Raw genomic sequence first — 26,513 nt, 5'->3', positions numbered from 1 at the left:
AAAAATGAAAAGTATGACAGGTTTTGGCCGTAAGGATTACAGAGATGAAGCACTGGAGATATCAATTGAAATAAAAACGATTAATCATCGTTTCAGAGATTTTTTTCTGAAGCTGCCGCGGTCATTGAATCCCATTGAGGAAAATATCCGCAAGGCCATCAGTGAAAAAATCGCCCGTGGACGCATTGAGATTTTTATCAAATATAACGAGCTGGACGCTCAGAATAAACGGATTGTGTTTAACCGTGATCTTGCTAAGGCATACATCCATGTTCTGAATGAAATTAAAACCCTGGACTCCATGATTGATGATGATCTGAGCCCGGGACTGATTGCCAAATTTCCAGATGTTGTAAGTCTTGAGGATGAAAGCGTGGATTATGACGAGGTCTGGTGTAAAATGGCCCCGGTGCTGGAGGAAGCCCTGGAACAGGTGGACACCAGCCGAAGCCGTGAGGGAGAAGCCCTCAAAAGGGATGTTGCGGCCCGCTGCGCTGTTATTGAAGAGGCTGTTTCAGCCATAGAGGCTAAAAGTCCTGAAATGCTGAAAAAATATCAGGAAGAGCTCCGCACAAAAGTGGAAGCCTACACAGATTCTATGGAAGTGGATGAAAAGCGTGTTTTAACCGAGGTGGCCATTATGGCGGACAAGCTGGACATCAGCGAGGAGCTGACACGGCTTAAAAGCCATACCGGCCGTTTAAAAGAGATTCTGGGAGAAGAGGATGAACCGGTTGGCCGTAAGCTGGATTTTCTGGTACAGGAATTAAACCGTGAGATCAATACCATCGGTTCAAAGTCCAACGACATCGGCATTGCCAATCTTGTAGTAGATGTCAAAAGTGAAATTGAAAAAATCCGCGAACAGATACAGAATATCGAATGATATAAAAAAACGTCAGCAATTGGAGGAGTTTAAGCAAATATGAGTAGTGAAGAAAAATTTTTTGAACGGGAAAAAGGGATTCTGATTGTCATCTCAGGGCCTTCCTGTGCCGGTAAGGGCACAGTGTGCAGAATTGTGCGTGAAAACCGCCCGGAGATACGGCTTTCCATTTCTGAGACCACCCGTTCACCAAGAAATTATGAAGTGCCGGGGAAGGATTACTTCTTTGTCACCAAAGAAGAGTTTAAACAGCGCATTGAGCAGGGAAAGTACCTGGAATACGCAACGGTTTATGATAATTATTATGGAACTCCAAAGGATTATGTTGAAAATCTGCTCGAAGAAGGGTATGATGTTATACTGGAAATTGATATTCAGGGTGCCGCAAAGGTTCGTGAGAACTACAAGGAAGGTATTTATATTTTTATAGCGCCCCCGTCTATGAAGGAGCTGCGCAGAAGAATTGAGATGCGTGGTACAGAAAGTGCAGAGCAGATGGAAATGCGTCTGAGCTGTGCTTATGATGAGATGACAAATGCGGATGATTACAGCTATATTGTCATTAATCAGGATAAAAATGTGGCGGCACACCAGGTCGAATCCATTATCACTGCTGAAAAATGCAGAACCGAACGTTTGAAAAACAAAGTAAATGATATTCTAGGGAGGTAGAAATGAAACCAAATATTACAGATAATTATACAAGTAAAGGGATGCGCTATCCAGCCATCAACGATTTAATTTCCAAGGCGAGCAATAAATATGAGCTGGTGCTGGCAACCGCTAAAAGAGCAAGAGAAATCATTGATGGTGACGAACCATTGGTGAAAATTACCATTGATAATCCGGTTTCCATTGCGACTGCGGAAATCGCGCAGGACCTTGTACGCCCCGTACAGCCTGCAGAAGCCTCAGAGGTTGACGATGTTTTTGAAGATGCTGTTTTCCCGGAAGATGAACTTTGTAGCGAAGCTGAAACAACCGCTGATATGGCTGAAGATTTATAGGAACAGTTGTGAAATTTGCTGAGATTTATTTAAATCAGACGAATAAGCGAATTGATCATCCTTACGATTATAAAATACCGGAAAGGTTTGAGCCGGTCGTTGTTCCCGGAGTGCGCGTCGGCGTAACCTTCGGGAACGGAAACCGTCAGCTTGAGGGCTTTGTGGTCCGTGTGAAAAAGGAAACTGCTTATCCGGATAAAATCAAAGAACTTGAAGCAGTTATTGATGAAAGCCCGATTTTAACAAAGGAACAGATCGCTTTATGTCTCTGGATGAAAAGCACCTACTGCTCTTTGTTTTATGAGGGCCTTTATCATTTTACAAGCCCTGTGAAGGTTGTCAGGCGGCTGGTGATCTCTGAGGAAAACCCCCATGAGAACCGGATCGCCTTTGAGCCCTACGAATCCACTGAAAAAGTCTATCGGCTTGAACAAAAAGAAAGGGTGAGCGGACCGGTACAGAAACAAATTCTCGAGCTGCTTGAGACAAGGGATTTCACCAGAAGAGAGATCTGTGAGCTGCTGGGAGATGTTGGCAGCAGCCTTCGCTCCCTTGAGAAGAAGGGACTGGTTTCTGCCTATGAACGGGATACAAGCTGTAAGGCGATAGGTGAAAAAGTAGAGCCAGAAGATATTGTGATCTCGGAGAGCGGCGATTTTTTATATCGCCAATTTTCAGAGAAACGACAAAAGGGAACTCCGTGCTTTATTTTTGAGGAAAATTTAGAAACCAGACTTATGCTCTACTGTAAGGCGGTGGAGGAGTGTCTGAGCAGGGGAAAGACAGCATTGATGCTGTTCCCGGAAATTGGGCTTTCCCTTGAGACGCGGACCTTGCTATACCAATATTTTGGAAACGCTGTGGCGGTTTGTCATGGAAAGCTCAGCCAAAAGGAGCGGTATCAGATTTTTAAACGGGTAAGCTGTGGCGAGATAAAGGTATTAGTAGGGTCGAGGGCGGCATTATTCATGCCCTTCAGAAAGCTTGGGCTCATCATTGTGGATGAAGAACGCGATCCATCCTATTATGCGTCTGCAATGCCCCGGTATAATACCATTACCATTGCTCAGAAATACGCGTCCCTCTGCGATGCGGATATGATCATCAGTGATGAGATTCCATCTGTCGCGGCGGTAAAAAAGACGGAAACCGGGGAATGGACAGGAATTTACAACGCGCCCTGTTTTGCAAGAAAGAAGCCTGTGCCGGCCATTGTGGATATGCAGAGTGAAATGAAGTCAGGGAATTTTGACTTTATGAGCTACCGCCTCAAAGAGTGTCTTGAAAAAACACTGGCGGAAAAAAAGACAGCCATGCTGCTGATCAATAAACGCGGCTATGCCTCTTATGTCTTTTGCAGGAGCTGCGGTTATGTGGAAAAATGCCCTGCCTGCGGCGTCAGTCTGAAATACTATGCAGGAGGTGATGTTTTAAAATGTCATTACTGCGGGTATACTAAAAAAAGAAACACGATCTGTCCCGAATGCGGAGAGAAAAAAATCAAGGCGCTGGGGCTGGGGATTGACCAGGTCTATGAGCTGCTGAAAAAGCGCTACCCCGACAGTCGAATTTTAAAACTGGACGGTGAAACCATCACCTCCTATGAAGATTTTAAAAAAGTCAATCGAGAGCTCTCGGAGAAACACTGGGATATTATTTTGGGGACACGGATGCTGCTGAGAAATTTTGATTTTCAAAATATCGGGTTAGCTGCTGCGCTGCTCATTGATGGCGATTTAAACCATGGGGACTACAGCTCATCGGAGAACGCTTACCAGCTTTACAAGCGTTTTTTTAACCGTATGACGGAGGCTACACCCTGTCTGATTCAGACCTACGAACCAGATAACATCACGAATGCGGCGCTGACTTCAGAAAATCCGGCAGATTTTTACAGACAGGAATTTGAATATCGGCGTCTCATGGGCTATCCGCCGGAAAAGCATCTTGTATTGTTCAGTTTGTTTCATGCGAATGAAGCACAGGTGGCAAATGACAGCCGTGCGTTTTTCCATTCGTTAAAGAAAGTCTCCGGATCTGGAACATCTGTGGAAATTTTTGAGCCCTTTTTATCTGGCGTCATCCGTGGAAACGGACAGATTCGCTGGAAAATTTTGTTGAAAACAAAGGATTTGGATGCCTTTAAACATATTATTGAAGAAGTAACGGCGGCGGGGGAAATAGAGCGGTTGGCCTCAAAGGTGTCAATCGAAATTGATCCCCCTGCCACCTTGTAGAAAGGAGAATAGAATGGCCATAAGAAAAATGCGGGTAAACGACGATCCGATTCTCAGAAAAAAGACCCGCGAGATTACTGAAATAAATGATCGGATCATTGAACTGCAAAAAGATATGCTGGATACAATGTATGCTGAGGAAGGTGTCGGTTTGGCAGCGCCGCAGGTTGGGGTGCTGAAACAGCTGATCGTCATTGATATTGGTGAGGGTCCGGTGACCCTGATTAACCCGGAGATCACAAAGCAGGAAGGCTCAGTCGTTGAGGAAGAAGCCTGTTTGAGCTTTCCAGACCGCTCCGGTAAGGTGGAACGCCCAGAATTTGTCACGGTTGAATACACCGATTTAAACGGTGACCGCTATGAAATGGAATGCCAGGGGCTGATGGCCCGAGCGGTATGCCATGAGGTTGATCATCTGAACGGCATTGTGTTTTTGGACAGGGTAATTAAATGACAAAATTACGTATTGTATTGATGGGAACCACCGATTTTGCGGTTCCCGCCCTCAATAAGCTGGTGGAAGCCGGGCATGATGTGGCGGCTGTGGTCGCCCAGCCCGACCGACCAAACCAGCGGGGGAAAAAAATAAAATTTCTGCCTGTAAAGCAGCGTGCGCTGGAGCTGGGAATACCGGTTCTGCAGCCTGAGAGAATTAAGGTACCGGAAGTGGTTGAAGAGCTGCGTGCGCTGAAAGCAGACGTTTTTGTGGTAGCAGCCTATGGTCAGATTCTGTCTGAAGAGATTTTGTTCATGCCGCCTCTGGGTTCTGTGAATATTCACGGTTCATTGCTGCCCAAATACCGGGGCGCAGCTCCGGTGCACCATGCCATTATCGACGGAGAAACAGAGTCGGGCGTTACAATCATGAAAATGGATATTGGCATGGATACAGGAGATATGCTTTCAAAGGTGAGTGTGCCCATCGATGCGAAAACAACCGTAGGCTACCTTCATGATCTTTTGGCAGAAAAGGGAGCGGAGCTGCTGCTTGATACGCTGGAGTCCCTCAGCAATGGTTCAGCTATTCCTGAAAAGCAGGATGAAAATATGGCAACTTACGCGGATAAGGTTGAAAAGACCACTGGAAAGCTTGACTGGAATCAAACAAGCTTTAAAATCTTACGGCGTATTAACGGAACGGATCCCTTCCCAGGTGCATATACTGAATTAAACGGTGAAAAGATAAAATGTTTTGCGCCGGAAAGTTTGGACTATTCTGGGGAAGAACTTCCTGGAACTGTCCTGCAGGCAGATACAAAGCATGGCTTAGTGGTAAAAACCGGTGATGGCGCGCTGGCGGTTGGAGAAATCCAGATGCCGGGCAAGAAAAGAATGCTGTCAAAGGTTTATTTCAACGGAAACAGCATCGCCCTTGGCTCACGGTTTGAATAGATTAAGCTTGATTTTAGAGTGCTTTTGTATAATAGGTCACAAATAATTAAAAATGTGAGGAAAATAAAATGTTTTTAAGTTACTATAGCTCAATGCTGATATTGATACCAGGGCTTATATTAGCCGCCTATGCACAGTATCAGGTCAGCAGTGCCTATAAAACCTATAGCCGTGTGCGGACCAGAAACGGTCTGACCGGGGCTCAGGCAGCCCGAAAGCTGCTGGATATCAATGGATTAAGCAATATTGGCATCGAGAGCATTGGCGGGAACCTGACCGACCATTATGACCCCAGGCACAAGGTCATGCGCTTGTCTGGCGGCGTTGGCAGTCAGGACAGCATCGCGGCTGTCGGTGTCGCGGCACATGAAACCGGTCATGCCATTCAGGACAAAGAGGGCTACTTTCCTCTGCGTTTCCGCAATGCCATTGTACCAGTCTGCAATTTTGCCTCCAATGCTGCGTGGCCGCTGTTTTTCATTGGCCTGATCTTTGGCAGAGGCAGCACCGGGTTTGGCGTAACGTTAATGAACATCGGGATTATTTTATTCTGTGTTTCCCTGGTGTTCTATATTATCACACTGCCGGTGGAATTTAATGCGAGCCGACGGGCTGTAGCGGCCCTGGAAGAGTATCAGCTCATTGCTCCGGGTGAAGAACAGGGTGTTAAGAAAGTGCTTCGGGCGGCCGCATTGACCTATGTCGCCAGTACCCTTATGGCATTTTTGAACCTGCTGCGTTTGCTGGCGCTTCGGAACAGGAACTAACCGCCTATGAAGATTCGCGAACAAGCCGTTAAAACGCTTCTCAGAGTCAGCAGAGAAGGCGCTTATTCCAATCTGGAAACTAAAAAAGTGCTTGGAGAAAATCATTACAAAGAAGAGGACCGTGGACTTTATCTCAATATTGTCTACGGGACTCTCCAAAATAAACTGTATCTGGATTACCTTTTAAAAAAGCATATTTCAAAAGATCTGAATAAGCTTGACCCCGAGGTGTTGGAAATACTCAGGATTGCGGTTTATCAGATTTATTTTTTGGACAAAATCCCATCCTATGCAGCGGTGAATGAATCGGTTGAGATCACCGGAAGGATCAAGCCAAAGGCCAGAGGTTTTGTCAACGGAGTGCTCAGAAATATACTCCGGAGTAAGGAGACGGATGAGGCTTTTGATTTTTCTTCCTTCAGCAATGAGAAAGAAGCGCTGTCCGTTCGATACTCTATACCGGTCTGGATCATCCATAAATATTATGAAACCTTTGGCGCTGAAAAGGCAGAGAAAATCATTCCTCTTCTTAATGAAAAGCCTCCCTTTACTATAAGAGCAAACACCCTTAAGGTCGACAGAAACACTTTGGAAGAAAAACTTTCGGATAAGGGGATTTATTGTGAAAAAGGAGCACTGGACTGTGATGCACTCCATTTAAGCCACCTGGGGGGCTTTGAAAATCAGGTGCAGTGTGACCCGCTGTTCACAGCTGGTTGTTTTATGATTCAGGATCAGGGGGCAATGAAAGCCGCCCGGCTTCTAGGGCCAGAAAAGACGGACCGCGTGCTGGATATGTGTGCTGCGCCGGGTGGAAAAACGACCCATTTAAGCCAGATAATGGAAAACGAAGGCACGATTATTGCCCGAGATATTTTTGACAGCCGGCTTAAGCTCATTGAGGAGACAGCCGCGCGCCTTGGCATCTGTAATATTGAAACGGAGAAAACAGACGGCTGTATTTTCAGGCCGGAGGATCGTGAAGCCTTTGACAGGATACTGCTGGATGCGCCGTGCTCAGGCCTTGGCATCATCCGCAGAAAGCCTGAGATACGCTACACCATCACAAAGAAAGCCCGAAAGGAGCTGGTCCGGATTCAGAGGCAGCTTCTGGATCATGCGGTTCAATACCTGAAGCCAGGCGGTACCCTTGTCTATTGTACCTGCACGGTCAACAGCGACGAAAATGAAAGGCAGATTGAGCGGGTGCAGAAAGACTATCCCTTTATGCGCATAGAAGCCGTCTCTGAAGGGGAAAACAGCATTCATACAAGCCCCCTTGATGATGGCTGCGACTGCTTTTTTATGGCAAAATTGAAAAAAGATTGTTAACTTTGTTAGAATTTATGTTATAATAATTAAAAGTGTATTGACTCAATGAGGATCCGGCTTTATGCCGGATTTTTAATTGGATAGAAAGGTAATCCATTTTCTGATGGAAAATATATTTGGAAAAACATTAACTGAGTGTAGAATGCTGATGGAAGAGGCCGGAGAGCCATCCTTCAGGGGAAAACAGCTTTATCAATGGCTGTATGAAAAGAAAGCGGCGCAACTTGACGATTGCACGAATCTTTCGAAAAACCTTCGTGAAAAACTGAAAAGCCACTACAATATCGAACATGGAAGCATTGAAAAAACACAGGAAGACCCAGAGGATGGGACAAGAAAATACCTGATCCGTCTGCCGGATGGCAACAGTATTGAAACCGTACTGATGTCCTACCATCATGGCTATTCTCTGTGTGTTTCCAGCCAGGTGGGCTGCAGGATGGGCTGTGCGTTCTGCGCATCTACAAAAGGTGGGAAAATCCGAGACCTTGAAGCAGGCGAGATTCTGGATCAGATTTATCTGGTAGAGCAGGAAGCAGGAATCCGGATTTCCAATGTCGTGATTATGGGGATCGGTGAACCGCTGGACAATTACGATAATATACTGAAATTTTTAAATATTGCAAACGAGGGCTGGGGAATCGGACAGCGCAAAATCACCCTGTCTACCTGCGGCCTTGTTCCACAAATTGAAGCGTTGGCAGAACTGGACCTTCAGATTAACCTCGCCATTTCACTGCATTCCCCCTTTCAGGAGCGCCGGGAAACATTGATGCCAGTGGCAAAAAAATATCGGATTGAAGAACTTCTTAAGGTTTGTAACAATTATTTTACAAAAACAAAGAGAAGAATCACTTTTGAATATGCATTGATCGATGGATTTAATGATCGCCCCGAAGATGTAGCTGAGCTTGCTGAAATACTGGGGAAAATGCCTTGTCATATCAACTTGATTGGCCTGAATCCGGTTACGGAAAGTGCGTACAAGGGAAGCCGAAATGTAAATTTTTTTAGCAATGAGTTGAAAAAGCGCGGTATTACTTGTACAATTAGAAGGAAAATAGGCGATAATATCGACGCGGCCTGTGGACAGCTGCGCCAGAAAGCAGACGGAATGAAGAGGTGATGAGATGAAGTGCGCGTATTCTTCAAACATAGGTGCCAAGCGGAAAGTGAATCAGGACGCCTGCCTGGCAGCTACCATTGAAAACAGTGGAAGAAAATACTATGTCTTCGCAGTAGCCGATGGTTTAGGCGGTCACCGTTCCGGTGAAATTGCCAGTCAGATGGCTGTTGATTATATAAAAGAAAAGCTGTCAGATGTCGAAAATTATTTTGACTATGACGAGATGTACCATTTTGTCAATGCAATCAATCATGAGATTATTGATGTAAGCCGCAATTGTGAAGAGTGTCTTGGTATGGCGACCACTCTCACCATGTGCATACTTGACGGCAGCCGTTTAGGCGTTATTCATGTGGGCGACAGCAGGGCTTACCGCATTAACAAAGATGGAATGGAGCAGTTAACAAAGGACCACTCATTGGTTCAAGTGCTGGTGGATGAGGGGAAAATCACTTCGGTGGAAGCTAGTGTCCATCCTCAGAAAAACGTCATTACCCGAGCTCTCGGGACAGACGATATTGTTCAGCCGGATCTGTATGATTACCAGGTAACCTCGGAGGATGTCATTTTGATTTGCTCCGACGGTCTTTACAATATGGTTGATGAAGGGGCTATTCGGGAAATTGTATTAACGCATTCTCTGGAAGACGCGACCAAGGAATTGATTAACTTAGCAAACCACAACGGTGGCAATGATAACATTACCGTTGTACTGTTTAACCCAAAGGAAGAGGTAACTGCCAATGATTAGTAAGGTCTTGAACAATCGCTACGAGATAATTGAATTGATCGGGCGCGGAGGCATGGCCTATGTTTACAAAGCAAAGGACCGTAAGCTTAACCGTTATGTAGCGGTTAAGGTTTTGCGTGAAGAGTACACAGAAAACGAACAATTCATTAAGAAATTTGACCGTGAGTCCCAGGCTGCTGCGGGACTTTCCCATCCGAATATCGTTTCAGTTTACGATGTGGGTGTGGAAGGGGATATTTATTATATCATTATGGAGTATGTGGATGGTATTACCCTGAAGCAATACTTGAATAAAAAAGGGCATCTGGATTACAAGGAAGCTACCCGTTTTATCATTGACGTGGCAGCTGCGCTTAAATGCGCCCATGAGCATAAGATTATCCACAGGGATATAAAACCTCACAATATTCTTTTAACCCGCGATTTGGTGCCAAAAGTTGCGGATTTTGGTATTGCGAGAGCTATTACCAGCTCTACGGTAACCATGACCAACCAGACCATGGGCTCTGTTCACTATATTTCACCTGAACAGGCGAGAGGCGGCTTTGTGGATGAGCGTTCCGACCTTTATTCCCTTGGCATCATGTATTATGAGCTGCTGACTGGACAGCTTCCTTTTGATGAGGAAAATACGGTTACCATTGCCATTAAGCATATCCAGGAGGATTTGGTGCCTCCAAAGGAAATCATGCCGGATATACCGGCCAGTGTTAATGATGTTGTGGTCAAGCTGACCCATAAAAAGCCTGAAGACCGTTACCAGAATATGGATGAACTGATCGATGATCTTGAAAAGGTCATGGTGGATGCCAATGCGGCAGTGGGCGATAATGGCTCTGTGGTCAGTGATGAAACACAGATTATCGGTGATGAAGGATTATTCAAAATTGAGCCTGTTACAGGACCGATCGAAAGCGGTTATCACGACGATGATGAGGAAGAAGGAGATGATCTGGCGCAGGCCCAGCGGAAGAAAAAGAAAAAAATCATTGCTTTTTCTATCGCAGGCGGTATCTTGGCCATTATTCTGATCGTTATTCTGATGAATACATTGACGGCAAAGGCGGTCATGGTTCCGAACATTAAAAATATGACCCAGGAACAGGCAACCCAGGAGCTGGAAAAGGCCGGATTAAAGCTGGAAGTTGAAAATCAGGTGTACAGCTCAGACGTAGAATCTGGCAAAATCGTTTCTCAAAATCCTGAAGAAGGAAGAGAAATGAAAAAAGGACAGACTGTCAAGGTAACCGTGAGCAAGGGAACTCAGAATGTCACAGTACCAAAGGTTATCGGGTTGAGTGAGGCAGAAGCGACTGCGGCCATCGATAAGCTGAAGCTGGTCAAAAATGTCAAACGTGAATACAACAGCGATGTTGCCACGGGCATTGTCTATTCGGTTGATCCTGGCGAAGGTGTCAGTGTTGCTGAGGGCACCAGCATTACCCTTTATGTCAGCAAGGGGCAGGATCTTGTAACTGTTCCTGGAATTGTGGGTTTGAGCGAATCGGCCGCAGAGGCGCAGATTGAAAGCAGTGGACTGAGTGTTGGCCGGGTAACGACCAGCGAAAGCGACACGGTGAGCGCCGGTCTTGTTATCAGCCAGTCTCCTACAGAGGGAACTCAAACTGAGCGGGGCACGTCAATCAATTTTGTAGTCAGCAGCGGTAAGCCGACGCCAAGCCCAACGCCGACACCGACGCCAACGCCAACACCAACACCACCCACAAACGAATGAATAAAATTGGATTATGTATGAAACAAAATAGAATCTCAGGAAGAATTATAAAAGGAATCGGAGGGTTTTACTATGTAAGACCCGATGGTTCCACTTCTTTATTAGAATGTAAAGCCCGGGGTGTTTTCAGACATCAGAAAATCAAACCCATGGTCGGTGATTTTGTAGAGGTAGTCGAAAATGACAGCGATGAACTGGCAATTGATAAAATAAAACCAAGAAAAAACGAATTTGTGCGCCCGCCTGTTTCCAATGTAGACGTGGCGTTAATTGTGTTTGCCGGAGAAAACCCGAGCCCAAACCTGTTGCTTTTGGATAAGCTTTTGATTGCATCGGAAATGAAAGCGGTTGAGCCTGTCATCTGTATTACAAAAACAGACCTCGTGGAAGCAGATGAACTGCAGAGGATTATGGATATTTACGCTAAAACACCCTATAAATGCTTTGCTTTTGATCAGACGGACAACATTGCCCTGCAGAAAATTGAAAGAGAAATAGCGGGAAAAACAGCCTTTCTCGCAGGCCCCTCAGGGGTAGGCAAGTCCACACTGGCCAACAGGCTGTGTGAGGCGGGTGCCATGGAAACCGGGGAGCTCAGCCAGAAGCTTAACCGTGGCAAGCACACCACACGTCATGTTGAACTGCTGGATTTAAAGGTTGGCGGGTATCTGCTGGATACCCCAGGCTTTTCATCCCTTAAGCTCGACAGCGAAATTGAGAAGGAAGACCTTCGATTTTATTTCCCGGAATTTGAGGAAGGCTCCTGCCGATTCGCGAGCTGCCTGCATCAGAGTGAGCCTGGTTGTGTAGTGAAGCAACAGCTTGAAAAGGGTGAAATCAGCCAGGTGCGCTATGAGCATTACAGCTATCTTTTGGATGAAATAAAAAATAAGCGAAGTGACTATTAGAATGAAAGCAGTCGTCTTTACAAATGGACAATACGAAAATCTAAGTTTTTATAAAAATTATCTGGAGGGCCAGGAGGCTTTTCAGGTGATCTGTGCCGATGGCGGTGCAAATGCCGCCCATGCTCTGGGCGTAACGCCGCAGCTGTTAGTTGGAGATATGGATTCGATCCATGCAGAGTTGCTTGCGGATTATTCAGAAGAAGGTGTGACCATTGACCATCATTCGACTCATAAGGACGAAACGGATACGGAGCTGGCCATCGAGTATTGCATAAAGAATGGCTTTGATGAGGTGGTCATCTTCGGCGCCCTGGGAAGCCGATTTGACCACAGCTTCGGGAACCTTTATTTGCTTAATCGCCTTCTAAAAGAAGGGGTTCGGGGCGAGATTGTCAATGAAAATAATCGGGTTTTTCTGGTAAAGGACCGGGCTGTTCTGGATGTGCCAGTGGGAACCACTGTTTCAATTCTGGCATTTACTGATCAGGCCAGCGGAATTAATATTGAAGGGTTTGAATATCCGGTAAAAAACGGTGTAATGGCGCATTTTTTTCCGGGGTACGGCATCAGTAACGTAACGGTAGAGAAGTGCCCTGAAATATCGGTTGAGCAGGGGATTTTGATGGTTGACATTGTAAATGAGTAAAATAAAAACGTGCAAGTATTATACCTGCACGTTTTTATAAGTTGAAGCGAGAACTATGCTCTTTCAACTTTACCGGAACGTAAGCATCTGGTGCAAACATTAACTCTTTGTGGAGTACCATCAAGTACAATTTTAACTTTTTGTAAATTAGGTTTCCATACTCTTTTATTATGTTTATTAGAGTGAGTGACATTGTTGCCAGACACAACGCTTTTTTTACATACAAAACATTCTTTAGCCATTTGTCCAACCTCCCTTGCGCTATTCTTCTACTAAAACAGAGGTTATTATATCACAAAATTTAAAAATAATGCAATAAGAATTTTGACTTTCTTGAAATATTTATGTAAAATAGATATGATATAGTTGAGTAAAGAAGATAAAGGAGTATTTACCAATGAAAATAAAAAACGAATTAGGATATATTGATATCTCGCGTAAAGCGATTGCGGATATTGCCGGAAACGCTGCTATGGGATGCTACGGCTTAGTCGGTATGGCACATCAGCGCGGTAAGGACGGTCTGATTGAAATAATGTCCGGAGAGCAGGCCAGCAAAGGCGTCGGCGTCAAAATCGACGACGATGGAAAACTGATTATCGATCTGTACGTGATCGTAGAGCAGGCTATAAAGATTTCCGTTGTTGCTGAAAATATTATTTCAGCCGTAAAATATAGCGTTGAAAAACAAACTTCACTGAAGGTAAAACGCATCAGTGTTAATGTCGTAAGCGTAAGAGTGTAGGTGGAGGAAGGAATGAAGACCCAAATTATTGATGGAAATTTACTAAAAAAAATGTTCGAGTATGGTGCAAAAAATCTCGAAATTTATAAAAAAACAGTGGATGAGCTTAATGTGTTTCCGGTACCGGATGGTGATACGGGAACCAACATGTCTTTAACTTTCTCACATTCGGTAAGTGAGCTGGAAAAAATGACGGGCGTCAGCCTTTACAGTGTGGCAAAAACCGCCTCCAGCGGCGCTTTGATCGGTGCGCGCGGGAACTCTGGCGTTATCCTTTCCCAGCTTCTCCGCGGCTTGGCCGAAGGCTGTAAGGACAAGGAAGAATTGGATATTAAGGGTCTCGGGTTGGCGATTCGCGCCGCCGCAGATGCTGCGTACAAAGCAGTTATGAAGCCTACCGAGGGTACAATTTTGACAGTTGCACGTGAAATGGCTGAATTTGCCATGGATAATTATGACCGTTATGACAATCTTGACGATTATCTTGAAAACATCATTTCCTACGGCAAAAAATCATTGGCAAAGACACCGGAATTGTTGCCAGTGCTAAAAGAAGCCGGTGTGGTAGATGCCGGCGGACAGGGCTTGATTTTTATTATGGAGGGTGCCTATAAGGGAATGACCAATCAGGAGCTGAGTCAGGAGGTAAACCTGAATATCAGTGACCGCGAGCGCTTTGTGGACGATTCAAACATGCGGCCCGAGGATATTACCTTTGGCTACTGTACAGAATTTATCGTCAAGGACGCTGCCAAGGCGGATGATAATGAGCTGCGTGAATACCTGAATACGATTGGGGACTGTGTGCTTGTTATCAAAGATGACGACATCATTAAGGTGCATGTGCATACGGACCACCCCGGCAAGGCTTTTGAAAAGGGGCTGACCTATGGCGCTTTGATCCGCATGAAGGTTGACAATATGCGTGAAATGCTGGGCGCACCTGAAGAGGAAGCTGAGGACAATGAACCGCCTAAGCCCTATGGCTTTGTGGCTGTATCTCCGGGGGCAGGTCTTACCAATTTATTTAAGGATCTTGGGATTACCCGAGTGATCTCTGGCGGACAGACCATGAATCCAAGCACCCAAGATTTTCTGGATGAAATTGAAAAGACCAATGCGGAAGAAATTTTCCTTTTCCCGAATAACAGTAATATTATCATGGCCGCCAATCAGGCACAGGCCATTTCAGAAAAGCATGTGCATGTTATTCCAACCAAGACAATTCCGCAGTGCGTCACAGCGATGCTGACCTTCCAGCCCGAGGTTGACTGGGAAGAAAATGAAAAAAACATGCTGGAAGTCATTCCAACTGTTAAAACGGGAGAGATTACCTTTGCAGTTCGTGACACCAAAATCAATGGCCTGAAGATTGCTAAAAATGATATTATTGGTATCTTTGGCGGCGAAATCGTTGTGAAGGGTGATGATGTAGCCGAGGTGACCAAGGAGCTTCTGGACAAAATGGTCGACGAGGACAGCGAGCTGGTTTCTGTTTACTACGGTTCGGATGTTGCAGAGGACGATGCGGAAGCACTTGTTGAAAATCTGGAAGAAAAATTTGAGGACTGCGATGTTGAAATCAACGAAGGCGGACAGCCATTGTATTATTACATTGTGTCAGTAGAATAAATCAGAGGGGATAAAATGAAATTGTCGGATTCAATTAGAAACATATCGGGTATCGGTCCCAAAAGAGCCGAGGCTTTTGGAGAACACGGTATTACAACAATTGAAGAGCTGCTTGATTTTTATCCCCGAAAATATCTTAATCGAAAAATAATGGGATCGCTTCAAACAGAAACGGAGGAGGCTGTAACCGTAAAGGCCGTTGCAGCAAAAAGAGGAGCACTGCGGCGTATCCGCAGAAATATGTCTCTTTTTGTGCTGCCGGTTGTGGAAACACTTGAAAATGGTGAATCGGTAAAGGGTGAGATCGTTTGGTTTAACCAGCCTTATCTCAGGGATGTTTTTTCCGAAAATGAAACCTATTATTTTTTCGGGAGGGTTGTCATAAAGAATAATCGGCGTCAAATGTATAATCCCCAGTTTGCTCATGAGAGCAAGCTAGAGGATTTCTTTATTCTTACCCCTGTTTACCCCAAGATTGAGGGGATTCCGAGGGAATCGCTAAAAAAATACATGGCCTCTGTTTTCAGGCAGCACCTGCTCATAAGGGATGATTTGCCAGCATGCTACCGGGAAAGGTATCATCTGTTGCCAAAGGAGGCAGCCCTTGAAAAAATACATTTTCCGGATACGCCCCAGGATGTAGTTGAGGGAAAAGGGCGGATAAAATTCGAGGAAGCGTTGAAGATTAATATCGGTATTATGAACAGCCGGGCTTTAAACGGTGTGTCAAAGATCAGTCTCGACAATTTTGAGGCACTCAGGCGTTTCACAAAAGGCCTGCCCTTTGAACTGACAGCCAGCCAGCTAAGTGTGCTTGATGACATCGCAGGCGATATGAAAAAGGGAATCGTTATGAACCGTCTGGTTCAGGGGGATGTGGGCTCCGGTAAGACGATTATCGCGGTTGCGTGCGCTTATCTCATGGCGCTCAATGGTTACCAGACCGCTTATATGGCGCCGACAGAAATATTGGCTGGCCAGCACGCCGCAAATTTTAGGCAGTATCTTGAACCTTATGGCATATGTGTTGAACTGCTGACAGGCTCACAGAAAACCAAAGAGCGAAACGCGGTGACGAAGACCATTGCCAGCGGCGAGGCGCAGGTGATCATCGGGACACATGCGCTTATACAGGACAGCGTGGACTATTATAATCTAGGCCTGGTGATCACCGATGAGCAGCACCGCTTTGGGGTTAAGCAGCGCGGAAAGCTCGGTTTGAAGGGAGAAATGCCCCACACACTGGTTATGAGCGCTACCCCAATTCCCAGAACGCTGGCTTTGATCCTTTATGGAGATTTGGATGTTTCCTATATTGACGAGTTGCCAAAGGGACGGAAAAAAATCAAGACTTACTTTTACAATGAGAAATCGTATCCGAAGATTTTGAGTTTTATGGCGAACGAAATGGACAAGGGACGGCAGGCTTTTGTTATCTGTCCGTTTATTGAAGAGTCAGAGGAAATGAGCGAGGTTAAAGATATTCAAAGCGTATTTGCGGAGGTAAAGCAGTTTTACGGAAGCCGATACCGCATTGCCTGCCTTTACAGCCGGATGTCTGGTGAAGACAAAAAGCAGATTATTGATGCTTTTAACCGCTGTGAGATTGATCTGCTGGTAGCGACCGGTATTATTGAAGTTGGGATTGATGTACCCAATGTTTCAGTGATTACGATTCTCAGTGCAGACCGTTTTGGCCTGTCTCAGCTTCATCAGCTTCGGGGGCGTGTGGGACGCGGTATGCATCAGTCCTATTGCTTTTTAGTTTCTAATTCCAGAAATGACCAGACCATTGAACGTATGCGCGTGATCGTCAACAATCACAGCGGTAAAAAAATTGCTGATGAAGATTACCGCCTGCGCGGGCCAGGTGATTATTTTGGGATGAAGCAGCACGGGTTTCCTGAGTTCAAAGCCTTGAACCCCTACGAGGATTTTGATCTCATTAGCGAAACAAAAAAGGTGGCGAAGGAGATCTATCATTCAGGCGATAAAGAAACAATGGCCTATCGGGCTCGGATTATTGAAACATTCTACAAAAATTTATCGGAAATTTCTATGAATTAGAGGGAGAATGAAATGCGTGTAATAGCAGGAGAAAAAAGAGGAACAAAGCTTGTATCCATCGATGGCGACTTTATAAGACCGACAACAGATAAGGTTAAAGGGGCTGTCTTTAACAGTGTTCAGGTCGAGTTGAGGGAAGCCCAGGTTTTTGTTGATCTTTTTGGCGGGAGCGGCGCTATGGGGATAGAAGCTCTCAGTCGTGGGATTCCGCAGGCCTATTTTTTTGATATTTCCAGAAACAGCATCGGTATTATTAAGAAAAATTTAAAATTGACTGGTTTCGAAAGCAAAGCAATTGTAAAAAATTGTTCAGCAGAAGAAGGAATTGGTTTTTTATGCAAAAATTCAGTAAAATGTGATATGATATACATGGATCCACCGTATAAGGATGGGATTAGTATGATTTCGATCGTGGAAAAAATCTGTGAGAAAAAAATCTTGAATTCTGATGGAATTATAATGATGGAACACGAAAAATCTGTTATAATGCCAATAGCGATTAAATCATTTGCAAAATATAAAGAAAAAAAGTATGGAACGACATTAGTCAGTTTTTATAGTTGGGAGAATTTTGATCAATGAGAAGTGCTGTGTATCCCGGAAGCTTTGACCCGGTTACCTTTGGTCATTTGGACATTATAGAAAGAGCCTCAAAGCATTTTGACAGGGTCATTGTGTGCGTGATGGTAAATTATAAAAAGAATTACCTGTTTTCCAGTGAAGAAAGGTGCGCGATGATCCGAGAGAGTGTGGCGCATTTGGAAAATGTAGAGGTTGATGTCTCGTCCTCGCTGCTTGTGGATTATGCAAAATTAAAAGGAGCCCAGGTGATCCTGAAAGGACTCCGGACAGTACAGGACTTTGAATTTGAACTGCAGATGGCTCTGACAAATAAAAAACTGGACAATGATGTTGAAACTTTTTTTATGGTGACAAACAATCAGTATTCCTATTTAAGCTCAAGCGTTGTGCGGGAGCTTATGGAATTCGATGGGGATGTGTCAGATTTCATACCTCCACATGTTGAAAAAGCGATACGGATAAAATATGGGAAGGATGCTAGAGAATGAAGGTTTTAGAACTGCTAACTGAATTGGAAGAACTTGTGGAAAAGGGAAATACCTTGCCATTTTCGTCAAAGGCTTTGGTCAGTCCTGAAGAAATAATGGAAATTATCGATGAAATACGGGAAGAGCTGCCGGCAGAGCTGGTACAAGCCCGGGAAATAGTAGAGCAAAAGAAAAAAATAATGGTTGAAGCAGAAGGAGATGCAGAGCGGATCAAGAATGAAGCCGAGAAAAAGCTGAAGGAAATGATCGATACCAATGAAATCACCAGAACTGCGACTGCTCAGGCGGAAACGATCATTAAAAATGCCCAGGCAAGCGCTAAGGAGCTGCGCATAGGGACACAGCATTATTCGGATAAAATACTCTATAATCTCCAGGTACAGCTAAAAGAACTGAACGATAAAATCGAAGCGAACCGGAAAGAAATTAAAGAAATTAAGTAATGGTTGAATAGGACTTTTTAAGTCCTATTTTTTGCAATAAGATAAATTTGTATACAAAATTTTAAAAAGGAATAAGTGGAAAAGTAAAGTGATTGAAATAGGAAAAATGCAGCATCTGACAATTGACCGTCAGACATCAGTAGGTTTATATTTAACAGCCGGCGATAGTGAAGATAAAAAAAAGGACAGTGTGTTGCTGCCACAGAAAGAAGTCCCCAAAAACTGTAAGGTTGGCGATGAAGTTGAGGTGTTTGTTTACCGGGATTCCCAGGACCGGCTCATTGCGACGACAAGAAAGCCCAAGATTATGCTGGGCGAGTTTGCGCCCTTAAGGGTAGTAGACATTACTAAGGTCGGCGCCTTTTTGGACTGGGGTCTGGAGAAAGACCTCTTGCTGCCCTACCATGAGCAGATTACAAAGGTACAGAAGGGACGCGAGTACCTTGTGAATCTTTACATTGATAAGAGCAACCGTCTCTGTGCCACCATGAAGGTTTATCCACTGCTTAAATCCCAATCACCCTATAAGGACGGCGACTGGGTCGAGGGTTACATATATCAGATTAATCCAGAGCTCGGGGGATTTGTCGCCGTAGATAACGCTTATCACGGTATGATTCTGAAAAAGGAAATGACAACTGATTTTCACTGTGGCGATAAGATTAAAGCCAGGGTCACGGAGATTCGTAAGGATGGCAAGCTGGTTTTAAGCCCTAATAAAAAAGCTTATAAAGAAATACCAAAGGACGCGCTTTTAATTCTGGATAAGCTGAAGAAAAACGGTGGAATGTTGCCATATAATGATAAAACCAATCCTTCAATCATCAGTAAGGAGTTTAAAATGAGCAAGAGCTCCTTTAAACGCGCGTTGGGCAAGCTGATGAAGGAAAAGAAAATAAAACAAACAGCCAATGGCATCGAGCTGATTGGTAAATAAAGAGGTAAAAAATGTCTCAGGTAGCTTTAATTCAATGCGATTCCTATGACGCGGAAATGGTCTACAAAGCTTTAAAGCAGGGGGTTACAGCGCTTGGAGGAATCGAGCGTTTTTTCTGCCCGACGGAAAAAATTTTGTTGAAGCCTAATCTGCTTCGCGGGAAGAAAAAGGAAAGCGCTGTAACGACACATCCGGCAGTGTTTGAAGCGATGGTTCGTATTTTAAAAGAAGCGGCGTGTAAGAATCTGTGCTATGGTGATTCCCCGGGGATCGGAAACCCTGAAAAGGTCGCAGAGGAAGCGGGAATCAAGGAAGTGGCTGACCGACATGGTATCTCACTGTTGGAGTTCTCAAAGGGAAAAACGGTTGCCTATCCTGAAGGGGTGACAACTAAAAAATTTGAATTGGCTGAGGGTGTTTTGGAAAGCGATGCCATTATCAGCATCTGTAAGATGAAAACCCACGGGCTCACGCGGATCACCGGGGCGGTGAAAAACCAGCTGGGCTGTGTTTATGGATTTAATAAGGGAGCGTGCCACGCGCGCTACCCAGACAGTCTGCAATTTGGAAAAATGCTGGTCGATCTGAACCTGTGCATAAGACCACGTCTTTTTGTCATGGATGGGATCATCGCGATGGAGGGGAACGGTCCGGCGTCAGGCACACCTGTCGCCATGAACCTGCTCCTGATCTCAGATGATCCTGTCGCGCTGGACGCCACCTTTGCCCGTCTGGTGGATCTGGAGCCGTCTTATGTGCCAACCATTGCGTCTGGTGAAGAAATGGGACTTGGCACTGGTGATGCTAATAAAATTGAGATCCTTGGCGAAAAGCTGGAGGATCACGTCAACCGCAACTTTAATGTTGAACGGATTCCGGTTCGGTCCGAGGTAAACAGTACTATTGGCCAGTTGTCTAAAATCAGAGGACTGATTACCAGAAAGCCCGTTATCATTGAAGAGCGCTGTGTGCGCTGCGGTATCTGCGTAGCCTCCTGTCCTCTGGAAGATAAAGCGTTGACCTGGAAAGAGACACGCAATGGCCGTGTACCGCATTACAATTACCATAAATGTATTCGATGCTACTGTTGCCAGGAAATGTGTCCTAAAAAGGCCATTACAGTTAAAACACCGCTTTTAGGCAAATTACTGATATATCGTTAAATTTTTATCTTTTAAAATAGTCTTGACAGTTTATTTTAAAAATAATATCATAGACTGAATTACTAAATTATACTAAAGTAAAGGGAGTGATTCCACTGTTAGCAGCAAAATTGATTTTAAAGTGTTTGGAGAAAGAGAATGTGGAGGTCGTCTTCGGTTATCCGGGCGGTGCGCTGCTGCCCTTGTATGAAGCGTTTCGTGAATCCCCCATCCAGCATGTGCTGGTCCGGAATGAACAGGCTGGACCGCATTACGCCAGCGGTTATTCAAGAGAGTCCGGCAAGGTAGGCGTCTGCCTGGCAACTTCTGGCCCGGGAGCAACCAATATGGTCACTGGAATCGCTACCGCTTATTTGGATTCTATTCCACTTGTCGCCATTACAGGACAGGTTAACAGAGATCTCATTGGAACGGATGCTTTTCAGGAAGCGGATATTACTGGTGCCACCGAGCCATTTACCAAGCATTCTTATCTGGTTCAAGATGCGGCAGATATTCCGCGGATTATAAGAGAAGCATTTCACATTGCTTCCACAGGTCGCCCGGGTCCTGTTTTGATCGACATTCCAAGAGATGTGCAGAATACAAATCTTAAAAGTGTCAAATACTGTGAGAAGGTAGAGATACGGGGCTACAAGCCAACCTACGAGGGACATACAGGTCAGATACGGAGAGCGATCAGAAAGATGAAAGCTGCCAAGCGTCCGATTATTTATGCCGGCGGCGGAGTGGTTTTAAGCTATGCCGAAAAAGAACTTCTTACATTTTCAGAACAAAACGGTATCCCAGTTATCACGACACTGATGGGGGTTGGATGTTTTCCGGAAGACAATCCGCTGTACTGCGGTATTGCCGGCAGCCATGGCTTCGAGTATTCGAATAAAATTTTAGAGGCAGCGGATCTTTGCATCTGTGTAGGCGCCCGGATGTCTGACAGAGGAACCAACAACCTGATGGATATGATCAATGATATGGAACTCATCCATATTGACATTGACCCTGCAGAAATTGGGAAAAACATTGACGATACCAATGTGCCCATCGTAGGCGATGCACGTACGGTTTTACTTGACCTGATCCAGAAGGATTTAAAAAAGGATACAAGAGACTGGCTGAAAACCATTGAGATCATCAAGGAAAACCACCCTCTTCTGTACGACACTCATCTGGATTTAGGACTGGTGAATCCCAAGCTTTTGTTTGAGAAGTTAGGGGAGATCGCTTCGGATAACGCAACTGTCGTTGCGGATGTCGGGTTGAATCAGATTTGGTCTGCGCTTTATTTTAAGGTTTGTAAAGATCGGCATTACTTTACTTCAGGCGGCTTGGGAACGATGGGCTATAGTATCCCGGCAGCCGGTGGCGTTGCTTTTGCGACACGGGAAAATACGAAGCAGATTTTCGCGATTTGCGGCGACGGTAGCTTCCAGATGTCCATGGGCGAGCTGGGGGTTATTGCAGAGCACAACCTGAATATCAACATTATTATGATCAACAATCATAAGCTTGGAATGGTCCGTCAGCTTCAGCATGATATTTATGGCAAGAACCATTACAGCGGCACAGACATTAATTTCAGCATTGATTTTATGAAGCTGGCTGAGGCATATGGCATTAAAGGGTATCGGGCGAGCGCAAATGCAGAAGCCGAAGCGGCCCTGAACGATGCCATCGCTCATAACGGGCCGACTCTGATTGAATGTCAGGTTCATGAAGACTTTATAAAAATTTAGGAGAGAAGCCATGGAAAACTATTGTTTATCCCTCTTGGTTGAAAATAACTTTGGGGTTTTGAGCCGTATTGCAGGGCTTTTTGCAAGGCGCGGCTATAATATTGACAGCCTGACTGTCGGCACAACAGAGGATGCCAAAGTCTCACGTATCACCATTACAGTTACAGGTGATGAACATATCCTCGCCCAAATAAAAAAACAGCTGAATAAGCTTATCGATGTCATCAAGGTCATTGAGCTAAAGCCTGAGGATTCCATTCGCAGGGAGCTCGTGTTTATTAAAGTCAAAGCCAATGATGAAACCCGCTCCAACATTGTAGAAATCTCCAACTTATTCAGAGCCAATGTTGTAGATGTGGCGCGCGAAAGCCTGGTGTTGGAGATTACCGGTACCCGGGATAAGGTCGACGCATTTTTTAATATGATTGAGCCCTATGGAATTTTGGAATTTGTGCGCTCTGGAGATACTGGCCTTCAGAGAGGGCATCGGATGATTTAGGTGCTGCGGGGAATGAATTCAAAAAATAGAGGAGCATGCTTCATTTTACTGGCCGTCACGCTAATGAGCACAGGCGGCCTTTTGATTAAAAGCATTGAAGCGAGTGCGATCAGCATTGCTTTTGCGAGAAGTTTAATTGCAGGCTGCGTTTTTCTACCGTTTATAAAATGGAAAAAAATTAAGTTCAGCAAAAATTATATCGGGCTTATTATTTCTTATACTTATTTAACCATCAGTTTTGTCATTGCCACTAAGCTGACAACTGCCGCCAACGCGATTATACTGCAGTGCACGGCCCCCTTGTGGCTCTATATGGCTTATCTTATCGGAGGTAAAAAAAAGCTGGTTGCACGGGAGTTTATTCCAAGGGTTACGATCTTGGCTGGAATTATCATTATTTTTTGTGACCCGCTGAACGCCTCTGGGAATGTGGCCGCTATTGCCGGAAATCTTTTAGCTTTATCGGCAGGTATTGCCTATGCACTTGAACAGTATTTTATGGAGAAAAAGTATCCGATGGATGACATCACTATTATCGGATTTATCAATTTTATCATGGCTGGGGTAATGCTTTTGTTTATGCACAGCCAGATAGCTTTTTCGGGCATCCCCGCGGTAAACTGGCTGTACCTTATATTGCTCGGTGTATTCCAAATTGGTATCTCTTACCTGTTTTTCCTAAAAGGGGTCCGTCTGGTATCGGCTTTTGAAGCGTCGATTCTCTCGTTACTGGAGCCAATACTTAACCCTGTTTTTGTCTTTTTCTTTGTTGGAGAGGTTCCGAGTTTTTATACAATGTGCGGGTTTGCAGCTATTTTATGTGGGATTATACTGACGCTTATTCCAAATAAAAAAGCAGTTTCGGCAACACAGCTGGGAGAAAACATTGAGATGAAAAGTGAAAGAAAAAATTATTAGAATAAAGGTGAAAAAATTCGCAAGAAAAGCTTGCAAATTTTAAAAATAGTAGTATAATAAAAACAATAAGGATTTATATTATAGAATAAGAAAATATTACTGCAAAACGTTCCCGTTTTAGTCTTAAAACGGGAAAATTTCTTTTGAAAAATTGGATACATTGTGCAAGTGGAAGAAAATGAGGAATCCTGTTAAATCAGGAAGAAGAAAGTAAGGAGTAATTATGAATCACGAACACCATCATGATCATCACTGTGGCTGCGGCTGTCAGGATGAACCCAAATTTCCAGAATTAGATGCAGTTCTGGACGCATACGCCGATGTAGCAGGAAGCCTGATTACCATCCTGCAGAAGGCTCAGGAAACCTACGGCTATCTGTCTCCGGATTTAATGTTGTATATTTCTCGTGAAACAGATATTCCCGTAGCGAAAATATACGGTGTCGCAACTTTTTATGCCCAATTCCGTATGAATCCTGTCGGTAAACATTTGATCATGCTCTGCCAGGGAACAGCATGCCATGTTAATGGGTCTTCGATGATTGAGGAAGCTGTTGTAGAGCATCTTGGTATCAAGGAGGGGGAAACCACTGAGGATGGCCTTTTCACTTTAGAGAATGTCGCATGCCTGGGCTGCTGCTCTTTATCGCCGGTTATGATGATCGACGGAGAAACCTACGGGCAGCTCACAAAGGATAAGGTGGTTAACATTTTAACAGAACTGAAGGAACAGGAGGCGTAGGCGATGGAAAAATATAAAGTAATCATTGGACAGGGAAGCTGTGGTATCGCTGCTGGCGCCGCAAAGGTAGAAGAATCTTTTAAAGACCAGATTACCGCAAAGAATCTGAGCATCGATCTTGAAAAAACCGGCTGTATTGGTACCTGTTATCTGGAACCCATTGTGGATGTGGTTGATCCTTCCGGCAATAAGATTACCTATGTCAATGTAGATACCTCTGATGTCGAACGCATTGTAGATGAACATATCCTTGGGCAGAAAAATATTACAGATCTGGAAATGGCCGCGAAGGACAAGGAAATGATCGCTAAACAAAAGCGCGTGGTGCTCCAGAATTGTGGTATTATCGATCCAGAACGCATTGAGGATTATCTGGCCGTAGACGGTTATAAAGCCGCTGAAAAAGCGATTAAGGAAATGTCCCCGGAGGACATAATCAACACCGTTAAGGTAGCTGGTCTGGCTGGCCGAGGCGGAGCAGGTTTCCCTACATGGTTTAAATGGAACGAAGCTCATAAGGCAAAAGGGGATGTTAAGTATTTAGTCTGTAACGCCGATGAAGGGGATCCTGGCGCTTTCATGGACAGGTCTGTCCTCGAAAGTGATCCCCACGCCCTCATTGAAGGCATGATCATTGCCGCTAAGGCCATAGGCGCCGCACAGGGTGTTGTCTATGTCCGTGCCGAGTATCCACTGGCCATCAAGCGTCTTGAAAATGCCATCGGACAGGCTCGGGAAAAAGGGTATTTGGGCGAAAATATTTTTGGCTCAGCCTTCAGCTTTGATCTGAGAATCAAAGCAGGTGCCGGCGCTTTTGTCTGCGGTGAAGAAACTGCCTTAATCGCATCACTTGAAGGCGAGCGCGGAATGCCCCGTCTCAAGCCGCCGTTTCCGGCACAGAAGGGCTACTGGGCAAAACCAACCAATATTAATAATGTTGAAACCTATGCGAACGTGCCATGGATATTCAGAAATTCAGGCGAGACCTATGGACAGCTCGGAAATGAAAATTCCAAGGGCACCAAAGTGTTTGCATTAACCGGTAAAATCAAAAAAGGTGGTCTGGTTGAAATTCCAATGGGACTAACCCTCCGCGATGTCATTTATGATATTGGCGGCGGTATCAAAAACGACAAGGCCTTCAAGGCTGTTCAGATGGGTGGGCCATCTGGTGGATGTGTTCCGGCTGAGCTGGTGGACACGGTTATCGACTACCCTTCCATTACCAAAACCGGTGCGATCATGGGCTCCGGCGGGATGGTTGTTATGGATGAAACTACATGTATGGTTGATATGGCTCGGTTTTTCCTGGATTTTACCCGGAAAGAATCATGCGGTAAATGCAACTACTGCCGTATTGGGACCATGCGTATGCTGGAAATTCTGACACGCATCACAGAAGGCGAAGGACGTGACGGTGACATCGAGCTTCTCGAAGAGCTCTGTCTCAAGGTTAAAGAGGGCTCTATGTGCGGACTTGGTCAGACCGCACCGAATCCAGTTCTTACCACATTGCGTTATTTCAGAAATGAGTATGAAGATCATATTTACAAACATAAATGTACAGCTCACAGCTGTAAGGCCCTGATTACCTACAGCATTGATGAAGAAAAATGCGTTGGCTGTACCCGTTGCGCTAAAAACTGCCCTGTTGAGGCTATATCGGGCGCACCTAAGAAAGTTCATGTTATCGATCAGGAAAAATGTATCAAGTGCGGCAAATGTGCCAGCGTTTGTAAGTTCGATGCGGTAACCGTGGATTAGGAGGAGTGAGGGA

At 44.9% G+C, this 26,513-nt stretch carries 27 protein-coding genes; 26 read left to right on the top strand and 1 reads right to left on the bottom strand.

From position 1 onward, the window contains the following. The first annotated feature begins 4 nt into the window (after positions 1-4). The 13 genes from BUC22_RS03500 to BUC22_RS03440 all read left to right on the top strand — a co-directional run bounded on the left by BUC22_RS03500 (position 5) and on the right by BUC22_RS03440 (position 12,787). On the top strand, positions 5-886 hold the full coding sequence (locus BUC22_RS03500) for a YicC/YloC family endoribonuclease (protein WP_013381605.1): 882 nt from the start codon (positions 5-7) through the stop codon (positions 884-886). A 39-nt stretch (positions 887-925) separates the two neighbouring features. Further along, complete coding sequence (gene gmk, locus BUC22_RS03495; RefSeq protein ID WP_013381604.1) at positions 926-1,558, top strand: guanylate kinase; 633 nt, start codon at positions 926-928, stop codon at positions 1,556-1,558. Between the two features lie 2 nt (positions 1,559-1,560). Beyond that, positions 1,561-1,893 (top strand): DNA-directed RNA polymerase subunit omega, encoded by a 333-nt coding sequence (rpoZ, locus tag BUC22_RS03490; protein WP_013381603.1) that lies wholly within the window; start codon positions 1,561-1,563, stop codon positions 1,891-1,893. 8 nt (positions 1,894-1,901) lie between these two features. Further along, entirely contained in the window at positions 1,902-4,130 is a 2,229-nt protein-coding gene (priA, locus tag BUC22_RS03485) for a replication restart helicase PriA (protein WP_013381602.1), read from the top strand. 13 nt (positions 4,131-4,143) lie between these two features. Further along, positions 4,144-4,584 (top strand): peptide deformylase, encoded by a 441-nt coding sequence (gene def, locus BUC22_RS03480; RefSeq protein WP_013381601.1) that lies wholly within the window; start codon positions 4,144-4,146, stop codon positions 4,582-4,584. Continuing rightward, positions 4,581-5,522, top strand: a complete 942-nt coding sequence (gene fmt / locus BUC22_RS03475; protein WP_013381600.1) for a methionyl-tRNA formyltransferase — start codon at positions 4,581-4,583, stop codon at positions 5,520-5,522. Before def ends, fmt begins: the two co-directional genes overlap by 4 nt. Positions 5,523-5,590: 68 nt before the next feature. Next, the gene (locus tag BUC22_RS03470) at positions 5,591-6,289 is read left to right on the top strand and encodes a zinc metallopeptidase (RefSeq protein ID WP_013381599.1); all 699 of its coding nucleotides are present in this window, start codon (positions 5,591-5,593) and stop codon (positions 6,287-6,289) included. Positions 6,290-6,295: 6 nt separating this feature from the next. Continuing rightward, complete coding sequence (gene rsmB, locus BUC22_RS03465; RefSeq protein WP_013381598.1) at positions 6,296-7,621, top strand: 16S rRNA (cytosine(967)-C(5))-methyltransferase RsmB; 1,326 nt, start codon at positions 6,296-6,298, stop codon at positions 7,619-7,621. A 103-nt stretch (positions 7,622-7,724) separates the two neighbouring features. Beyond that, positions 7,725-8,747 carry a dual-specificity RNA methyltransferase RlmN gene (rlmN, locus tag BUC22_RS03460; RefSeq protein ID WP_013381597.1) on the top strand — a complete coding sequence of 341 codons (1,023 nt, stop codon included), beginning with the start codon at positions 7,725-7,727 and terminating at the stop codon, positions 8,745-8,747. A gap of 4 nt (positions 8,748-8,751) precedes the next feature. Beyond that, positions 8,752-9,498: a Stp1/IreP family PP2C-type Ser/Thr phosphatase gene (locus tag BUC22_RS03455; RefSeq protein WP_013381596.1), complete on the top strand. Its 747-nt coding sequence runs from the start codon at positions 8,752-8,754 to the stop codon at positions 9,496-9,498. Further along, a complete protein-coding gene (gene pknB, locus BUC22_RS03450; protein ID WP_073382341.1) occupies positions 9,491-11,233 on the top strand; it encodes a Stk1 family PASTA domain-containing Ser/Thr kinase in 1,743 nt (580 codons plus the stop codon). Before BUC22_RS03455 ends, pknB begins: the two co-directional genes overlap by 8 nt. 17 nt (positions 11,234-11,250) lie before the next feature. Beyond that, positions 11,251-12,141 (top strand): ribosome small subunit-dependent GTPase A, encoded by an 891-nt coding sequence (rsgA, locus tag BUC22_RS03445; RefSeq protein ID WP_176731155.1) that lies wholly within the window; start codon positions 11,251-11,253, stop codon positions 12,139-12,141. Between the two features lies 1 nt (position 12,142). Then, a complete protein-coding gene (locus tag BUC22_RS03440) occupies positions 12,143-12,787 on the top strand; it encodes a thiamine diphosphokinase (RefSeq protein WP_013381593.1) in 645 nt (214 codons plus the stop codon). A gap of 53 nt (positions 12,788-12,840) precedes the next feature. Here the strand turns inward: BUC22_RS03440 and rpmB are convergent, their stop codons facing one another. Next, positions 12,841-13,029: a 50S ribosomal protein L28 gene (rpmB, locus tag BUC22_RS03435; RefSeq protein WP_073382339.1), complete on the bottom strand. Its 189-nt coding sequence runs from the start codon at positions 13,027-13,029 to the stop codon at positions 12,841-12,843. A 155-nt stretch (positions 13,030-13,184) separates the two neighbouring features. On the opposite strand from rpmB, the gene BUC22_RS03430 reads away from it, so the two are divergent. The 13 genes from BUC22_RS03430 to BUC22_RS03370 all read left to right on the top strand — a co-directional run bounded on the left by BUC22_RS03430 (position 13,185) and on the right by BUC22_RS03370 (position 26,500). Next, complete coding sequence (locus BUC22_RS03430; RefSeq protein ID WP_013381591.1) at positions 13,185-13,532, top strand: Asp23/Gls24 family envelope stress response protein; 348 nt, start codon at positions 13,185-13,187, stop codon at positions 13,530-13,532. Between the two features lie 12 nt (positions 13,533-13,544). After that, positions 13,545-15,164, top strand: coding sequence for a DAK2 domain-containing protein (locus BUC22_RS03425; protein WP_013381590.1), 1,620 nt, complete (start codon positions 13,545-13,547; stop codon positions 15,162-15,164). Between the two features lie 15 nt (positions 15,165-15,179). Beyond that, complete coding sequence (gene recG / locus BUC22_RS03420; RefSeq protein WP_073382335.1) at positions 15,180-17,231, top strand: ATP-dependent DNA helicase RecG; 2,052 nt, start codon at positions 15,180-15,182, stop codon at positions 17,229-17,231. A gap of 12 nt (positions 17,232-17,243) precedes the next feature. Continuing rightward, a complete protein-coding gene (rsmD, locus tag BUC22_RS03415) occupies positions 17,244-17,813 on the top strand; it encodes a 16S rRNA (guanine(966)-N(2))-methyltransferase RsmD (RefSeq protein ID WP_013381588.1) in 570 nt (189 codons plus the stop codon). Continuing rightward, on the top strand, positions 17,810-18,301 hold the full coding sequence (gene coaD / locus BUC22_RS03410) for a pantetheine-phosphate adenylyltransferase (protein WP_013381587.1): 492 nt from the start codon (positions 17,810-17,812) through the stop codon (positions 18,299-18,301). The genes rsmD and coaD overlap by 4 nt, the downstream gene beginning before the upstream one ends. Beyond that, on the top strand, positions 18,298-18,744 hold the full coding sequence (locus tag BUC22_RS03405; protein WP_013381586.1) for a hypothetical protein: 447 nt from the start codon (positions 18,298-18,300) through the stop codon (positions 18,742-18,744). The genes coaD and BUC22_RS03405 overlap by 4 nt, the downstream gene beginning before the upstream one ends. A gap of 88 nt (positions 18,745-18,832) precedes the next feature. Continuing rightward, the gene (locus tag BUC22_RS03400; protein WP_013381585.1) at positions 18,833-19,681 is read left to right on the top strand and encodes a CvfB family protein; all 849 of its coding nucleotides are present in this window, start codon (positions 18,833-18,835) and stop codon (positions 19,679-19,681) included. An 11-nt stretch (positions 19,682-19,692) separates the two neighbouring features. Further along, the gene (locus BUC22_RS03395) at positions 19,693-20,844 is read left to right on the top strand and encodes a DUF362 domain-containing protein (RefSeq protein WP_013381584.1); all 1,152 of its coding nucleotides are present in this window, start codon (positions 19,693-19,695) and stop codon (positions 20,842-20,844) included. Between the two features lie 95 nt (positions 20,845-20,939). Beyond that, entirely contained in the window at positions 20,940-22,577 is a 1,638-nt protein-coding gene (gene ilvB / locus BUC22_RS03390) for a biosynthetic-type acetolactate synthase large subunit (RefSeq protein WP_041690361.1), read from the top strand. A gap of 10 nt (positions 22,578-22,587) precedes the next feature. Next, a complete protein-coding gene (ilvN, locus tag BUC22_RS03385; RefSeq protein WP_013381582.1) occupies positions 22,588-23,076 on the top strand; it encodes an acetolactate synthase small subunit in 489 nt (162 codons plus the stop codon). A gap of 12 nt (positions 23,077-23,088) precedes the next feature. Next, entirely contained in the window at positions 23,089-23,994 is a 906-nt protein-coding gene (locus BUC22_RS03380) for a DMT family transporter (protein ID WP_013381581.1), read from the top strand. A 223-nt stretch (positions 23,995-24,217) separates the two neighbouring features. Further along, entirely contained in the window at positions 24,218-24,736 is a 519-nt protein-coding gene (gene nuoE / locus BUC22_RS03375) for an NADH-quinone oxidoreductase subunit NuoE (protein WP_013381580.1), read from the top strand. Positions 24,737-24,739: 3 nt separating this feature from the next. After that, positions 24,740-26,500 (top strand): NADH-quinone oxidoreductase subunit NuoF, encoded by a 1,761-nt coding sequence (locus BUC22_RS03370; RefSeq protein WP_013381579.1) that lies wholly within the window; start codon positions 24,740-24,742, stop codon positions 26,498-26,500. Positions 26,501-26,513 lie beyond the last annotated feature (13 nt).

It is taken from the genome of Eubacterium callanderi (assembly GCF_900142645.1).
Taxonomy (GTDB): Bacteria; Bacillota; Clostridia; order Eubacteriales; family Eubacteriaceae; genus Eubacterium; species Eubacterium callanderi.
The sequence above is the reverse complement of the archived record's forward strand: the minus strand, read 5'-3'. Positions and strand labels throughout refer to the sequence as shown.

What these genes read in the sequence shown, in the direction of transcription:
- BUC22_RS03470 (WP_013381599.1), top strand. Translation starts at nt 5,591, where the DNA reads ATGTTTTTAAGTTACTATAGCTCAATGCTGATATTGATACCAGGGCTT.
- BUC22_RS03430 (WP_013381591.1), top strand. Translation starts at nt 13,185, where the DNA reads ATGAAAATAAAAAACGAATTAGGATATATTGATATCTCGCGTAAAGCG.
- BUC22_RS03370 (WP_013381579.1), top strand. Translation starts at nt 24,740, where the DNA reads ATGGAAAAATATAAAGTAATCATTGGACAGGGAAGCTGTGGTATCGCT.
- rpmB (WP_073382339.1), bottom strand. Translation starts at nt 13,029, where the DNA reads ATGGCTAAAGAATGTTTTGTATGTAAAAAAAGCGTTGTGTCTGGCAAC.
- def (WP_013381601.1), top strand. Translation starts at nt 4,144, where the DNA reads ATGGCCATAAGAAAAATGCGGGTAAACGACGATCCGATTCTCAGAAAA.
- rsmD (WP_013381588.1), top strand. Translation starts at nt 17,244, where the DNA reads ATGCGTGTAATAGCAGGAGAAAAAAGAGGAACAAAGCTTGTATCCATC.
- rsmB (WP_013381598.1), top strand. Translation starts at nt 6,296, where the DNA reads ATGAAGATTCGCGAACAAGCCGTTAAAACGCTTCTCAGAGTCAGCAGA.
- gmk (WP_013381604.1), top strand. Translation starts at nt 926, where the DNA reads ATGAGTAGTGAAGAAAAATTTTTTGAACGGGAAAAAGGGATTCTGATT.
- BUC22_RS03500 (WP_013381605.1), top strand. Translation starts at nt 5, where the DNA reads ATGAAAAGTATGACAGGTTTTGGCCGTAAGGATTACAGAGATGAAGCA.
- BUC22_RS03440 (WP_013381593.1), top strand. Translation starts at nt 12,143, where the DNA reads ATGAAAGCAGTCGTCTTTACAAATGGACAATACGAAAATCTAAGTTTT.
- rsgA (WP_176731155.1), top strand. Translation starts at nt 11,251, where the DNA reads ATGAAACAAAATAGAATCTCAGGAAGAATTATAAAAGGAATCGGAGGG.
- BUC22_RS03425 (WP_013381590.1), top strand. Translation starts at nt 13,545, where the DNA reads ATGAAGACCCAAATTATTGATGGAAATTTACTAAAAAAAATGTTCGAG.
- rlmN (WP_013381597.1), top strand. Translation starts at nt 7,725, where the DNA reads ATGGAAAATATATTTGGAAAAACATTAACTGAGTGTAGAATGCTGATG.
- BUC22_RS03455 (WP_013381596.1), top strand. Translation starts at nt 8,752, where the DNA reads ATGAAGTGCGCGTATTCTTCAAACATAGGTGCCAAGCGGAAAGTGAAT.
- rpoZ (WP_013381603.1), top strand. Translation starts at nt 1,561, where the DNA reads ATGAAACCAAATATTACAGATAATTATACAAGTAAAGGGATGCGCTAT.
- BUC22_RS03395 (WP_013381584.1), top strand. Translation starts at nt 19,693, where the DNA reads ATGTCTCAGGTAGCTTTAATTCAATGCGATTCCTATGACGCGGAAATG.
- pknB (WP_073382341.1), top strand. Translation starts at nt 9,491, where the DNA reads ATGATTAGTAAGGTCTTGAACAATCGCTACGAGATAATTGAATTGATC.
- fmt (WP_013381600.1), top strand. Translation starts at nt 4,581, where the DNA reads ATGACAAAATTACGTATTGTATTGATGGGAACCACCGATTTTGCGGTT.
- nuoE (WP_013381580.1), top strand. Translation starts at nt 24,218, where the DNA reads ATGAATCACGAACACCATCATGATCATCACTGTGGCTGCGGCTGTCAG.
- recG (WP_073382335.1), top strand. Translation starts at nt 15,180, where the DNA reads ATGAAATTGTCGGATTCAATTAGAAACATATCGGGTATCGGTCCCAAA.
- BUC22_RS03405 (WP_013381586.1), top strand. Translation starts at nt 18,298, where the DNA reads ATGAAGGTTTTAGAACTGCTAACTGAATTGGAAGAACTTGTGGAAAAG.
- coaD (WP_013381587.1), top strand. Translation starts at nt 17,810, where the DNA reads ATGAGAAGTGCTGTGTATCCCGGAAGCTTTGACCCGGTTACCTTTGGT.
- BUC22_RS03380 (WP_013381581.1), top strand. Translation starts at nt 23,089, where the DNA reads ATGAATTCAAAAAATAGAGGAGCATGCTTCATTTTACTGGCCGTCACG.
- ilvN (WP_013381582.1), top strand. Translation starts at nt 22,588, where the DNA reads ATGGAAAACTATTGTTTATCCCTCTTGGTTGAAAATAACTTTGGGGTT.